This window comes from Streptomyces collinus Tu 365 (assembly GCF_000444875.1).
In the GTDB taxonomy this organism is placed as follows: domain Bacteria; phylum Actinomycetota; class Actinomycetes; order Streptomycetales; family Streptomycetaceae; genus Streptomyces; species Streptomyces collinus_A.
Genome location: NC_021985.1, coordinates 8,065,435 through 8,078,580, shown reverse-complemented (window position 1 = coordinate 8,078,580; position 13,146 = coordinate 8,065,435). Strand labels below are relative to the sequence as shown.

7 protein-coding genes and 1 pseudogene are annotated in these 13,146 nt (G+C 70.9%); 5 read left to right on the top strand and 3 right to left on the bottom strand.

Annotated elements, in window-relative coordinates; all coding sequences use genetic code 11:
- The first annotated feature begins 148 nt into the window (after window positions 1-148).
- From B446_RS41015 to B446_RS34570, 4 genes are read left to right on the top strand one after another with little or no spacing between them, the layout of a single operon-like run.
- On the top strand, window positions 149-964 hold the full coding sequence (locus tag B446_RS41015; protein ID WP_337587801.1) for an SseB family protein: 816 nt from the start codon (window positions 149-151) through the stop codon (window positions 962-964).
- Window positions 964-1,641, top strand: a complete 678-nt coding sequence (locus B446_RS34580; RefSeq protein WP_020937487.1) for a hypothetical protein — start codon at window positions 964-966, stop codon at window positions 1,639-1,641. Before B446_RS41015 ends, B446_RS34580 begins: the two co-directional genes overlap by 1 nt.
- On the top strand, window positions 1,641-6,347 hold the full coding sequence (locus tag B446_RS34575) for a putative T7SS-secreted protein (RefSeq protein WP_020937488.1): 4,707 nt from the start codon (window positions 1,641-1,643) through the stop codon (window positions 6,345-6,347). Before B446_RS34580 ends, B446_RS34575 begins: the two co-directional genes overlap by 1 nt.
- Window positions 6,347-6,634: a hypothetical protein gene (locus tag B446_RS34570; protein WP_020937489.1), complete on the top strand. Its 288-nt coding sequence runs from the start codon at window positions 6,347-6,349 to the stop codon at window positions 6,632-6,634. The genes B446_RS34575 and B446_RS34570 overlap by 1 nt, the downstream gene beginning before the upstream one ends.
- Before the next feature lie 343 nt (window positions 6,635-6,977).
- Here the strand turns inward: B446_RS34570 and B446_RS34565 are convergent, their stop codons facing one another.
- Window positions 6,978-7,466 carry a hypothetical protein gene (locus tag B446_RS34565; RefSeq protein ID WP_020937490.1) on the bottom strand — a complete coding sequence of 163 codons (489 nt, stop codon included), beginning with the start codon at window positions 7,464-7,466 and terminating at the stop codon, window positions 6,978-6,980.
- A 356-nt stretch (window positions 7,467-7,822) separates the two neighbouring features.
- Here B446_RS34565 and B446_RS40595 point away from each other — a divergent pair.
- Window positions 7,823-7,939, top strand: a pseudogene (locus tag B446_RS40595) (transglycosylase family protein); the annotation flags it as partial.
- Between the two features lie 103 nt (window positions 7,940-8,042).
- Here the strand turns inward: B446_RS40595 and B446_RS34560 are convergent.
- Window positions 8,043-8,489: a hypothetical protein gene (locus tag B446_RS34560; protein ID WP_020937491.1), complete on the bottom strand. Its 447-nt coding sequence runs from the start codon at window positions 8,487-8,489 to the stop codon at window positions 8,043-8,045.
- A 65-nt stretch (window positions 8,490-8,554) separates the two neighbouring features.
- Entirely contained in the window at window positions 8,555-13,144 is a 4,590-nt protein-coding gene (locus tag B446_RS39385; protein WP_020937492.1) for a peptidoglycan-binding domain-containing protein, read from the bottom strand.
- Between the last annotated feature and the right edge of the window lie 2 nt (window positions 13,145-13,146).

The following is a 13,146-nucleotide window of genomic DNA, read 5'->3' as shown; positions in this document are numbered from 1 at the left end:
GCGAACGGCCGACCGTAGGGACAGCCCGTAAGCGATTCCTTTGCCCGCGCTTGGCCGTACCGCGTTGCGACAAGTGATTCCCGTGTGCGAAGCTGCCGAAGTTTGATCGCTGGGTCGGTCGCAACGGCCGTCCTGCTACGGGGACTTGATGGTGAACGACGCAGGGGACACGGGGAGCGGCGGCCCGGCTGGAGCGAGCGCAGGTGTGCCGGGGCCGCCGCGGTCGCGGCTGACGGACATCGCCGATCAGACGGTGTTCGACACCGGGCGTAAGAGCCCGGACGCCGAACGTATGGGCCCGGGCACCGGGAGGGCGGGAGCCGGGGCCGCCCCCGAACCGCCGGACGGCGACGAGGGCGCGGAGGCTCCGGGCGGGGCACGGACAGGCGTCGCTCCGGCAAAGCACGCGGATGGACCGGCGCCTGCCGCGTCACCGGACGGGTCCCCTCGCGAACAGGAAGCCGCACGGGCGCGACGGCGGCAGTTCCCGGCCCAGTTGGGTGAGTTCCGGCGGTCGCAGGTGCTGGTGCCGGTCGGAGCGCCCGACGGGCAGGGCGGCGAGGTCGCTCCGCTGACGGTGGACATGGGCGGGGTGCGGTGGATTCTCGCGTTCACCGGGGAGGCCGCGCTGGCGCGGTTCGCGGTGGCCCGTGGAGAAGGGGATCGGCAGTGGCCGTACCGCGGCGTGTGGGGTGCGGCGTTGCTCGATGCGGCCGTGCCCACGGTGGCCGAGTCCGGGATGCCCTGCGGGGTGCTGGTGAACGCGGCCGACGGTGCACGGGGGTTGGTGCTGCCACCGGTGGTGGGCGTGGTGCCGGAGGAGGTCGCGGTGGACCGGCCCGGCGGCCCCGGCCCGGCGGCCTCGCCCGGCTCGTTTGATTCGTCGCCCGGCGCCGCTGCATCGCCGGGCCCCCTTGATTCGTCGCCCGGCGCCGCTGGGCCGGGCAGGCAGGAGGAACGGTGATGGGGGCGATGCCCGCGGCAGGCGGCGGTGCCGGCGAGGGGCAGGAAGGTTTCGGCGGAGTTCCGGGCGGGGCTCCTGACCTGCGGGTCGTCGGGCTGGCGATGATCGCCGACGGGATCAACAAGGCCCTGGGCGAGCTGGGCAAGCTCGGCTTCACCGACAAGGTGGGCTGGTCGGGCGTGGGGCGCGGCTTCGACGACCTGGAGATGGACGGCATGACGATCGGCGACGAGTCCGTCGGGGCCGACTTCCACTCGTTCTGCGAGCGCTGGCAATGGGGGGTGCGGGCCCTGGTCGACGAGGGCAACGCGTTCGCGGAGGCGGTCGGGCTGTCGGCGGGGACCATGTACCAGACGGACCAGCTCGTCAAGAACTCCTTCAAGGTCGGGCTGAACTCCCTGGAAGGCAACCCGTACGCCTCCGAGCAGCAGATCGAGAGCCAGAGCCGGCGGCAGCTGGCCACGCCCGCGTGGCTGCATCCGGACTACAGCGAGAAGTCCTTCCGCGACGGCGCCTCGGCCTCGGAACAGGTTCTCAAGGGAATGGCACGTGACGTGGTGACCACCGAGACGCTGCCCGGCATGGAGAGCGTACCGACCGTGCTCGGCGTCGACCAGGACGAGTACAACGCCGCGGTGAACAAGGAGCTCGGCCTGAAGCAGGAGGGGCAGGGCTGATGTCGGTCTGGAAGTACGGCGGCGAGTTGCTGAGCGGGGGCAAGAACCTCTTCGACCACGCCAAGCGTGAGACGGGGCATCTTGTCGACGAGGGAGCCGACCTCACCGGCGACATGTTCGACGAGGTCGGCGCGCACGGCGTGGCCCAGAAGGTACGGCACGGCGGAGACCGGGTCGCCTCGTATCTCGGTGCGCACGTTGCCGAGCGGCAGCTGGGACCGGACGTCGAGCCGTCCGATCTGATCCACGGCAAGCCGTCCACGATCCGTGACAAGGCCAAGCACCTGCTCGTGTTCGCGACCGCCTTCGAGGAGGTCGGCGTGGGCATGAAGGCCGTGGACTCGGGCGGCTGGAAGGGCCGGGCGGCGGACACCTTCCGGGAGAAGTTCGCCCTGCATCCGGCCAAGTGGCTGCAGTCCGCGGCGGCCTGCCAGGAGGCGGCCGGGGCACTGAACGGCTTCGCCGACACCATCGAATGGGCGCAGGGGCAGGCCAGGGAGGCCATCCGCCGCTACAAGCAGGGCAAGTCCGCCTCCGACGCGCACCGCGAGCAGGTGGAGGCGTACCGGCTCAAGGCGGAGCTGGGCCATGACGACCCGGGGCCGCGGCCTTCCGAGAAGGATCCCGGCGAGCACGCGATGCAGGAGGCGCAGGAGATCCTCGACGCGGCCCGGCGGCAGCGGGACAGTATCGCCGGCGAGACCGGGACCAAACTACGGGCCGCGCTCCAGCACGCTCCCAAGGAGCCGTCGATCGGCGGGCAGCTGAAGCTGGACGGGATGGACTTCATGGCATCCCAGAGCGTCGACGCGGCGCATTTCCTCGCCGGCGCCGTCAAGGGCACGGCGGGCATCGTGAACTTCGCCCGCAGCCTCGACCCGATGGATCCGTACAACCTCACGCACCCGGCCGCCTTCCTGCAGAACAAGGTGGAGCTGCTCGGCGGCGTGGTCTCCATGGCCACGCATCCCGACCGTGCCCTGCAGTCGGCCTGGAACTCGCTCAAGTCGGACCCGTTCCAGTTCGGCGGTGAACTGCTCCCCCAGGCCGCGCTGGCCGTGGCCTCGGACGGGGCCGGAGCCGCGGAGGTGGCCGAGGACGGAGCACTCGCGGCCGAAGGTGCGGAGACCGCGGCAGCGGACGGTGCCGCCGCCGAGACCCCGGGGGCGGCCGAGAGCCAGGGTCCGGGGGACGTCGAGTCGGGGGGCACGGACCCGATCAACCTGGCCACGGGCAAGATGTACCTCGCCCAGACCGACGTGACGCTGCCCGGTTCCCTGCAGTTCGCCTTCAAGCGCCGGGTGGAGTCGGGCTGCACGCACGGGCGCCGGTTCGGTCCTTCGTGGGCGAGCACGGTCGACCAGCGGCTGGACATCACCCCGGCCGGCATCGCCTTCGTCCACGAGGACGGGATGCGGCTCTCCTACCCGCACCCGGCGCCGGGCCTGCCCGTCATGCCGGCGCACGGCCCGCGCTGGCCCCTGAGCCGCGAGGCCGACGGCTACACGGTCACCGATCCGCAGGCCCGGCGGGTGTGGCACTTCGCCGAGCGGAACGAGGCACTGGCCGAGCTGGTACAGATCGACGACGGCAACGGCAACTGGATCGGCTTCGAGTACGACGAGGCGGGGGTCCCCTCGGCCATCGTCCACAGCGGTGGCTACCGCCTGCGGATCGACAGTGCCGACGGGCTGGTCACCGGCCTGCACCTGGCCGGCGGCGGCGAGGGCGGATCCGACCTCCGGCTGGTCCGGTACGGGTACACGCAGGGGAATCTCACCGAGGTCGTGAATTCCTCCGGGCGGCCCCTGCGGTTCGGTTACGACGAGGCGCGCCGGGTGACGTCGTGGACGGACACCAACGGGCACGCGTACGAGTACGCGTACGACGACGCGGACCGGTGCGTCGCGCAGGGCAGCACCGAAGGGCACATGAGCCTCCGGCTGTCCTACGGCGAACGCGACCCGGAGACCGGGCTGCGGACCACGACGGCGGTCAACGGGCAGGGCGCGGTACGCCAGTACTTCGTCAACGACCTGCACCAGATCGTCGCCATCGTGGATCCGGCGGGGCACACCCGCCGCTTCACGCACGACCGGTTCAACCGTCTGCTGTCCGAGACGGACGCGGTCGGCCGTACGACGTCCTACCGCTACGACGACCTGGGGAACGTGGCGGAGACCGTCCGCCCGGACGGCCGGCGCACGACGTTCTCCTACGACGCCCGCGGGCTGCTCACCCGTGTGGTGCGCCCGGACGGAAGCACCGTCCGGCAGGAGTTCGACGACCGCGGGAACCGGACGTCGGTCGCCGATTCCGCGGGCGGCAGGACCTCTTTCGAGTACGACGAGTACGGGCGCCTGACCTCGCTGAGCGACGAGTACGGCCGGGTGACCGAGATACGCTGCGACGCGGCCGGCCTGCCCGTCGAGGTACGTGATCACGCGGGCAACGTCATGCGGTACGAGCGGGACGCGCTCGGCCGCGTCGTGTCGATCACGGACCCCGTGGGCGCGACCGGTGAGATGGAGTGGTCCGTCGAGGGCAGGATCACTCGCCGGCGGAACCCGGACGGGACCGAGGAGACGTGGACCTACGACGGTGAGGGCAACTGCCTCACCCACACGGACACGATCGGCGGCGTGACCCGTTTCGAGTACTCCGGGTTCGACCTGCTCACCGCGCGCATCGAGCCCGACGGTTCCCGCTACGAGTTCGAGTACGACAAGGAGCTCCGCCTGACCCGGGTGACCAACCCCCAGGGGCCGGCGTGGACGTACGCGTACGACGCGGTCGGACGGCTGGTCACGGAGACCGACTTCGGCGGCCGGGTCAGCCGCTACGCCTACAACGCGGACGGCGAGTTGGTGTCGCGAACGAACGCGCTCGGGCAGGTCGTCTCCTTCGAGCACAACGAACTGGGGCAGGTCGTTCGCAAGACCGTCGACGGGGAGGTGACGACGTACTCCTACGACTTCACCGACCAGATCGCGCAGGCCGCCAACGCCCACACCGACCTGACCCTCCTGCGCGACCGGCATGGGCGGCTGGTCTCCGAGAGGATCGGCGACCGTGAAGTGGCGTACCGCTACGACGAGTCCGGGAGGCCCACTGCCCGCACGACGCCGTCGGGCGCCGTGAGCACGTGGGAGTACGACTCCACGGGGAGGCCCTTCCGGCTCACGGCCGACGGTCGTGTCATCGCGCTGGAGTACGACCGGGTCGGCCGGGAGGTGGGCCGCCGGTTCGGTGAGTCCCTGAGCGTCTCCCGGTCGTTCGACGCGATGAACCGGCTGATCTCCCAGGCGGTGGACCACGCGCGCGGGCGTATCCAGTCGAGGACGTACGAGTACCGCGCGGACGGCAGTCTCCTCCAGGTCCAGGACCAGCTGAACGGCGTGCGGCGGTACGAGCTGGACCCGGCGGGAAGGACCACCCGGGTCAGCGGGGCGGGATGGGCGGAGTCCTACTCCTACGACGCGCTCGGCAACCAGCTCTCGGCCGACTGGCCCGGGCGCCAGTTCGGGGACGACGGGTGCGGCGACCGCGCCTACCGGGGCGCCGACCTGGTGCGCGCCGGCCGGATCCGCTACGAGCACGACGCCGCGGGACGGGTGGTACTCCGCCAGAAGACCCGGCTGTCCCGCAAGCCGGACACCTGGCGCTACAGCTGGGACGCGGAGGACCGGCTCACCCAGGTCGTCACTCCCGACGGAACGGTGTGGCGGTACCGGTACGACGCGCTGGGCAGGCGCGTCGGCAAGCAGCGCATGGCCGAGAACGGCGTCGACGTGCTGGAGCAGGTCGACTTCGCCTGGGACGGTGTCTCGCTGTGCGAGCAGACGACCAGCTGGGGGGACTCGGGCGACGCGGTGACCGTGACGTGGCACCTCCACGGCGCGGAGGCGGTGGCGCAGAGCGAGCGCGGGACGAGGGCCACGGCCTCGCAGGAGGAGATCGACGCCCGCTTCTTCGCCATCGTGTCCGATCTCTCGGGGTCTCCCTGCGAACTGGTCGACGAGTCCGGTGAGATCGCCTGGCGGTCGCAGGCCACGAACTGGGGAAAGCTGTCCTGGTCGGTGCGGAGTCACGCCTACACTCCGCTCCGTTTCCCGGGGCAGTATTGCGACTCCGAGACGGGTCTGAACTACAACTACCTCCGGTACTACGATCCCGAGGTGGGCCAGTACGTCAGCCAGGACCCGCTCGGCCTGGCTCCGGCGGCCAACCCCGTCGGGTACGTGGACCGCCCCTCGGTCCTCTGCGATCCCCTCGGGCTCGCGCCCCAGAAGTCACCGATTCCGCCGAAGCCGTACGAGACGCCGAATCTCGCAGACCTGGCGAAGCAGTTCAATCCCGAGGGAGGGATGACGAACTGCACCTACACCGTCGACGCATTCGAGCGCTATCTTCGCGGCGAGGGAATAAACCCCGTGCCGGGAGACATCAAAATTCAGCAACTCGACCGACTGGAGCACGTGTACGGAGGCAGCTTCGAGCGCAAGGGTTTCTGGGAAATGGTCGACCATATCCGGAACTCCGGTGACGGTGCGCGCGGTATAGTCGCGGCACGCCCCTGGACAGACGACCCCGGTCATGTGTTCCACATCGTAAACCACCAGGGTCGGGTACTTTTCGTCGACGTGCAGACGGGATTCGTCGACCCCATGCTCTACAAGACGTTCAAATTGATGAGGACCAACTGATGTACACGATGCAGCAAGCGGAACAGCTGGCCAAGGATTTCCTCCGGGAGAAAAGCGCTGAGTCGGAGTGCGAGCTCGCCCTGTTCGAGGAGGACGGATACCGGGCGGAGAAGGGCGAGTTCTTCTACTTCGCCTTCCAGGGGGCGAAATACGTCGCCACCAGGGACGACACGTACTTCCTCTACGGACCCACCAATATCTCGGTGCACCGCACGACCGGCGAATGCCGACTGCTCAGCGCCCACGAATCGTTGACGCTGGACCCCTTCGACCGCCGTTCACGCTGACCGCTTCCGGGACGCCGTCCTCTTCGCCGCCGTCTTGGCCGTGGTCGCCTTCTTGCCACCCGCCGCCTCGGCCGCCGACTTGCTCGCCGTCGCCTTCTCGGCGGCGGCCTTCTTCCCGGCCGTGGAGGCGGGGGTGCCATCGGTGGTCTCGGCGAACAGGAAGTGGTTGAAACCGTGCGTGAGGGTCCGCCCTGCCCGTCGAATCCAGGCCGTTGGACCCCGTCGGACGCAGAAGATGCTGCAGGTCCCCGGGTCGAGACAGCCTGGGAGTGGACCGTGCCACCTTCGGTTACTGGCGGGCGTGGCCGCTTCTCGCTCCGTGGAGAGGCTACTGGCCAGAGGATCAGTGACCGCTGTCGATGTACGCCGCCCCTGCGATCCGCAGTGCCGTATGCGCACTCCGGGAACGGTCCCGGGCGGCCTCAAGGGCGGTTTCGACGTCGGGTCGGAACCGCCCGTCGGCTGCCGGGCCCAAGGCGATGTCGGGAAGTCTGATCGCCGTCCTCCAGGCTGTCTCAGCAGCAGCCAGTAGCGCTGGATCCGTGAGTACCAGGAGCCCTAGCCGGTCCCGTGCGACGGTTGCCGCGCTGCGCGTTGAGGCCAGCCGGGAGCGCTCTTCGCTCGTCTCGGCGTCGCCCACTCGCCGAGCGGCCACGGTCAGCCAGTGCACCTCCCGGTGCCGGACCACTGCCTCTAGCAGATCCGCGACTGCGCGCGTCACCTCCTGACGGTTTGCCGCGTCACGGGCCCGCCGGTCTGTCGCACGCTGCGCGTAGCCCGCAAGAGCGGCACCGGCGAGGGTGCCGAGCACGGCGACGATGCTGGACCACACGGTCTGCTCCTCGATGGTGCGCCGATGTGACGTCATCCCCCTGACCGACTAAGCCGAAGCATCCTGGTTGCTGGCCGACCTGGCACGCGCCGGATGGCGCGCCACCACACTCGCCCAACACCTGGACGTCAGGCGATGATGCCGCCAAGACTGCCATCCGCCAAATTTCGGTCGGTCATTGACCCTTCGTCGAATCGCGAGCCCGGATGCCTGCGACGGGCAACCGCAACCGTCTCGGGCGACAGGTCGATGCCGAACGCGGTCGCCCGCAAGACTGAAGGTGCGCCGTCACGTGGCAGGCCCGCAGCCGAGATCAGTGACTGGCCCGGCGTCGGGGGCCCGCGGTCAAGCTGGGGGCGGCCGGCGGCCTGAAGTAGGCGAGCCGGGCCGACGGGGCCACGCGCAGGGAGCAGATCGCCGTGGCCAGACGCTTGGCGGCCATCCAGGGGATGTCGGCCTGGGGCTGCGCCTGAGCGGTCACGGGTACCGCTCCCTCGGAGCGGGGCGGCAGCTCGAGCCGTCACCCCGCTCGGCGCACACGGCGCACGGCGGCCCCCACCGGGGTGGGTCCGCGGCTCAGTGTCCCGGCGACAGCACGGCGTAGGTGACCGGTGTCCCGTCGTCCAGTTTGGTGCGGATGAACTGCTCGTTCATCGTGGGCTTGGAGTTGAGCAGCGACACGGCGACGCCGACGGGCCCCTCCAGGAATTCGAGGACCCCACCGGCCGCGGTCTCCGCGAACATCTGCGCGATCCGCTTGAGTGACGCTTCCTGGAGCAGTTCCCCGACGAACTCCTCCATCTCCGAGGAGCTTTCGGGTGGTCCGTTGTAGATGGTCACGTAGTAGCCGCTGTTCTGGCGCGGGCTGACGTTGATCGTGGCGTCGTCCCGGACGGGGGTCCCGGCCGGCGCTTCCCTCGGTATGGGGATCAGCGTCCCGTCGGGGTCGGGTGCAGCCTCGAAGCGGTCGGCGGCGTCGGTCTGCGAACTGGGCAGCGTGTCCTGCAGTGTTTCGTCGGACATGACGATTTCCTCCTGTTCCTGCTGCGGCATGTACGGGGTGATGTGCGCGTCGAGGGAATGTCGACTCAGTGGTGGAAGCCGCCGCCGTGGCGCCCGCGTCGGTCGTCGCCGTCGCCGCGGCGGTCGTGCCGGTCGTCGTTCTCGTGGTCGTCGGGCTCGTCGTGGTCGTCGTGCACGGGCGGGAGGTCGACGGTGTCGCAGTAGATCACCGGTCCCGGGGGCGTGGCCGGGGCGGGGCCGTCGGGCGGGACGCCCTCGGTCTCCATGACCAGCAGCCGCAGAGGTGCCCCGCCCGGCGCGGGCGGTACCGCGATCCGGCCCCTGTAGGTCGGTCTGTCGGTCGACTCCGCCTCCACCGACACGAGGGGGGTGACGGTGTCGTCCAGCGTCACCCAGCCGAGATCCGCGTCGCCGACGGCCTCGTGCCGGCGCTGCAACGCGGCCGTGATCTGCGGAGGCCGGGAACCGGTCGGGTCCCAGGAGGGGCCGGTGAGGGCGACCGAGAGCGACCGGCCGGGGAGGACCGTCAGTTCGCGGTCGGGCAGGGTGCGGACGAGGTCGGCGAGGACGACCGGTGAGGCCTCGTGTCCGGGGATCGAGTCGGGCTGGTACCGGACCAGGGCGAGCCGGACGAAGGGCATACAGGTGTCGCCGGTGTCCAGTTCGAGGTCGCAGAACCAGCGGCCGTCCTTCTCGTCCCTGTCGAACTGCGGGGTGAACCCCACGACCGTCACGGGCAGCGGTCCGTTGGGCGTCTTCAGGGTGAGCGGCTCGGGCGCCCCGACCGTGTTGGTGAACACCTCAGGGGCCGGGGCCACGACGGGCGCGGAGCGGTGGAGGGGGTCCCGGCCCATCAGGGTGACCCAGGCGTCCTGCGCGGATGCCGGATCGCCGCCGGGCGGCTCGCCCAGGACCACGCCGAGCAGTTCGCCGTCTCCGGAGGAGTACCAGGGACGGCCCAGGTACACGCGGATGCCTCCACCGCGCCGTCGCCGGACGATGGCGCCGGGCTTCCCGTGGTCCTCCTCCAGGGAGAGCGTGGGGACGCAGTACAGGACGCGCGGTGCCGTGGGCTGCGCGCTGCTGGGCACCGAGTGGGTGCTCACGGCGCCGCGCACGGTCAGTTCGCCCGCGCCGGGCTCGGCGAATTCCGGCGGGAAGCAGTCGCCGAACCGGCTGCCGGCCAGCGGGCGGTAGCGCACCACGCGGTGTTTGGTGTCGCCGAACTCGTGCTTCCCGATAAGTGGCGTCGAGCCCGCCGCGGCCTCCGCCTCGGCCGCCTCGGTGCTGAAGGTCAGGACGCCGTCCTGGAGGACGGCGGGCTTCTCGCCGGGCGTGCCGGTCCGGACGGCCCGCGCCGTCAGCAGTCCGAACACCGGCGCGGTCATGTGCTGGGTGACGCGGCCGTCGGGGCCCTCGTCCGTCACCTCGGTCCAGTCGGCGACCAGATCGACGCGGCCCGTGCTGTTCTCGTCCAGTGCGATGGTGCCGGCGAGGTGCTCCGCCGTCGCCCCTTCGGCGCGCGGGTTCTTCGGAGACGGCGGGAACAGGTTCAGCACGGGGGTCCGCAGGGGCTTTTGCACGGCGTGGACGAGGGTCAGCTCGTGCCAGGGCGTGAACATCCAGTGGCGGCCGGCCGCGGCGAGTTCAAGCGCGCGCTCGGCCTTCTGCCGCTCGGCCGTTCTCCCCGCCTCGGTCACCTCCTCCGGCGGTGCCGCGAGTCCGGGTTTCGGCTCCGGGGGCGCCGTGCACCATGACGCCATGCCCATGAGGTCGGCGTCGAAGTCGATGCCGGAGCTCACGCGGACGGTGGCCGTGGCGCCCTGGGGCAGCGACACGGTCAGCACCCGGGACGCCGCGTCGAAGCGGGGCGGCGCGGTTCCTTCGGCGAGCCTGAGCCGGAAGGACTTGGGACGGTGCCAGACGTCGCCGTCCCAGGGGACGGGGAAGGGCTGCCCGGCGGGCACCCCCGGCAGGCCGAACAGGACGGCCCCACGGGCCAGCGGGTCGGGAAGGCCTCGCATCTCGACCTGTTCCCCCGTGTGCAGGGCGGTCACCGCCGGATGCTCGGGGTCCGCCGCCGGTGAGGGGACGGGCTTCAGCTGTACGCCCGGGCCGGGGTCGTCCAGGGAGTCCTTCTCGCGTACGGCCAGTGCGTAGACCGCGTTCTGTACGGCGTGGTCGGTGGAGCCGATGGCTTCGTCCAGCAGTCCGTGCCACTCCACGCACCGCAGCGATGTCTTCGGCGCCACCACGTGGCGTTCGTCGACACCCTGGTAGGGAGCGTGGCCCCGCTCGGTGACCAGCCCGGTCCTGTTGAACTGCGCGGCGTACTGCTCCGCCGTGCCGCCGGGCATCGGACCCCCGCGCGATCCGGGTCCGCAGTCGACGGTGAAACCGCACTTCAGACCCAGCTCGGTCAGGGTGAGGCAGCCGGGTGTGCCGTCGGCGTCGGCCCCGAAGAAGCCCTGGTCCCGTTGCTCCTCGGCGTAGGCGGCCGTCGTGTGGTCGAAGAACTTGCCGTCCGCGCCGTGCGGGAGGTCGTGGCCCAGGGCCATGAGTGCCTTCTGGACGACGACGACGTCGTCGTTCGTCAGTCTGGGCCGGACATTGGCCAGCGACACTCGGGGGAGGGATGCCGCGGGGCCGGGCGCGGCAGCCGGTGGCGGCTGGTCCCCGGGGCTGCTGCGGATCACCATCCGGAAGGTGGAGGCGCCCTCGGCCGGCTGCAGTCTCGGTACCACCGCCGGGCCCGGTACGGCCTCGAACCGCCGGAAGAGCAGCGGCGGATCGGGGACCGCGACGCCGGGCAGGTGCATCAGGGCATCGGCCTGCGCGAGGTCGAGCCCGTGGCCCGTCAGATCGACGGTGCGCAGCCGTACTCGGTACCGGTGGCCGTAGCGCAGGGTCGGCAGGGAGGCGTCCGCCGGCTTGACCGTGATCTCCAACGGCAGTCCTGGCGGCGCCTCGTTGGTAAGTGGTACCGGGGGGTTGGGGGCCCTGTGAGCGTCGGGGTCCCCGACGTCGGTGTCCAGCACCAGGCCCGGGAAGGGCGCGGACAGGGACCAGCCGCGCCAGACGGCCAGCGTCTCGGGTACGTGGAGCGCCGGATCGCTCGGCGATGAAGCCAAATGGGCCTGGAAGAAGCCTTCGTCGGAGGCCCTCAGCAGGACCGGTCCGCCGCGGGCCTGCCGGTACTCCACCTCGCGTGCGTGCAGCGAGAACCAGGCATTGCGCTGCTCGTCCCAGATGTCCATCCGGTGTCCGCGGATCAGGTCCTGAGCGGTGAGGACGGGCGGGGCCGCCGGGGATCCGTGGTCGTCCGGGTCCTGGGGACTTTGAGCGCTGTGGGGGCTCTGGGGGGCCTGTGGACCCTGAGGGTCCTGCGGGCTCTGCGGGTCCTGCGCCGACGTCTGCTCCCTCTGCTGCTGGACCACGCCTCTGAAGGCCGCGTGGAGTCCGGCCGCCTGGCGGAACTCCGTACCGAGTCGCGCCGCGCGCGCGTCCTGGATCAGCGAGATCCCCTGCGTCCGCACCGGGGACAGTCCTGTGGCGTTCTCGGGGACATCCAGCATCTTGAGCGCGGCGCCGTCGATGTCCGCCTCCTCGACGGTGAACTGCCCGGCGAGCGGGACGAGCCCGCGGGACGGCTCGGCGAGCGGGCCACCCGTGCCCGGCGCCTGCGCCGCCGCGGGGACGAAGATGCGGCGGACGGGTACGGCCGGGTCCGGGTGAAAGGGGTCGTCGCCGAAGAAGTAGCGGGTGAGGCAGGCGACGTCGTACGAGTCGGAGCCCAGCGCCGAGTCCCAATGGGGAAGGACGGTCAGCAGCCGCTCGCCCGAGGACTCGGGGAGCCCGGTCAGTTCGAAGGTCAGCACCAGTCCGAGGTGCTGCAGCAGTTCGGGATGGTCACCGAGTGACGTGAGCATCGTATGGAAGTCGGTGGGAGGTGGGGCCGGCGGTGGCGGAGGCTTCTCCTGCCCGGCCTGCGGCGGTCCACCGGCCGGTGGTTGTCCGTCGGCCAGTGTCTGCGCTCCGGCCGGCGTCCCGTCGCCCGTGGACGGGGCGGCTTTCGAGGGCTTGTGGAACTCCATCAGGTCCTGCAGTTCCGCGGGCACGAATCCGTTCCCGTTCCCTCCTGCTGGAGCCTCTTCCAGACGGCTCCGCGGGTCCTTCTTCACGGCGGCGCTGCAGTCCCGCAGCACCTCCGTGGTCACGGGTGGTGCCTCGGGCGAGTCCTTGGCCGCCCTTGCATAGACGTCCCTGGTGTACCCGCTGACCCCCTGCGTCGAGTAGCTGCGCAGTGCCGGCGGGGTCGGGTCGTCGGGGAACCTCTCCAGCTGGGTGCCGGCCTGGAAGATGCTCTGCCACAGATGCGTGTCCGGAGCCGGGCCCTGCGGCCGGAGCTGACCGGTGAAGGCGACGGGTGCGGGCGGCGGCACCTCGCTGAGCGTGGTGGCGAACTCGAAGGTGGCCGCCGTGACCTTCCCCGGCCAGTCGAGGAAGTCGGGGAAGCGGGCCAGCGTCGCCTTCCCGTTGTCGGGGGGCTGCAGCCGGGGGGCGACGAACACCCGCACCCGCACCCGGGAGCCGTCGTCCGAGAGCCCGGCCGGGAGGACCGTCCAATTGATGTGCTGTTCGAAAGACCTGGACATGG

Bases quoted from the DNA above. Each gene is read 5' to 3' on its own strand.
- B446_RS41015 (WP_337587801.1), top strand. From the start codon at position 149: ATGGTGAACGACGCAGGGGACACGGGGAGCGGCGGCCCGGCTGGAGCG.
- B446_RS34580 (WP_020937487.1), top strand. From the start codon at position 964: ATGGGGGCGATGCCCGCGGCAGGCGGCGGTGCCGGCGAGGGGCAGGAA.
- B446_RS34570 (WP_020937489.1), top strand. From the start codon at position 6,347: ATGTACACGATGCAGCAAGCGGAACAGCTGGCCAAGGATTTCCTCCGG.
- B446_RS34575 (WP_020937488.1), top strand. From the start codon at position 1,641: ATGTCGGTCTGGAAGTACGGCGGCGAGTTGCTGAGCGGGGGCAAGAAC.
- B446_RS39385 (WP_020937492.1), bottom strand. From the start codon at position 13,144: ATGTCCAGGTCTTTCGAACAGCACATCAATTGGACGGTCCTCCCGGCC.
- B446_RS34560 (WP_020937491.1), bottom strand. From the start codon at position 8,489: ATGTCCGACGAAACACTGCAGGACACGCTGCCCAGTTCGCAGACCGAC.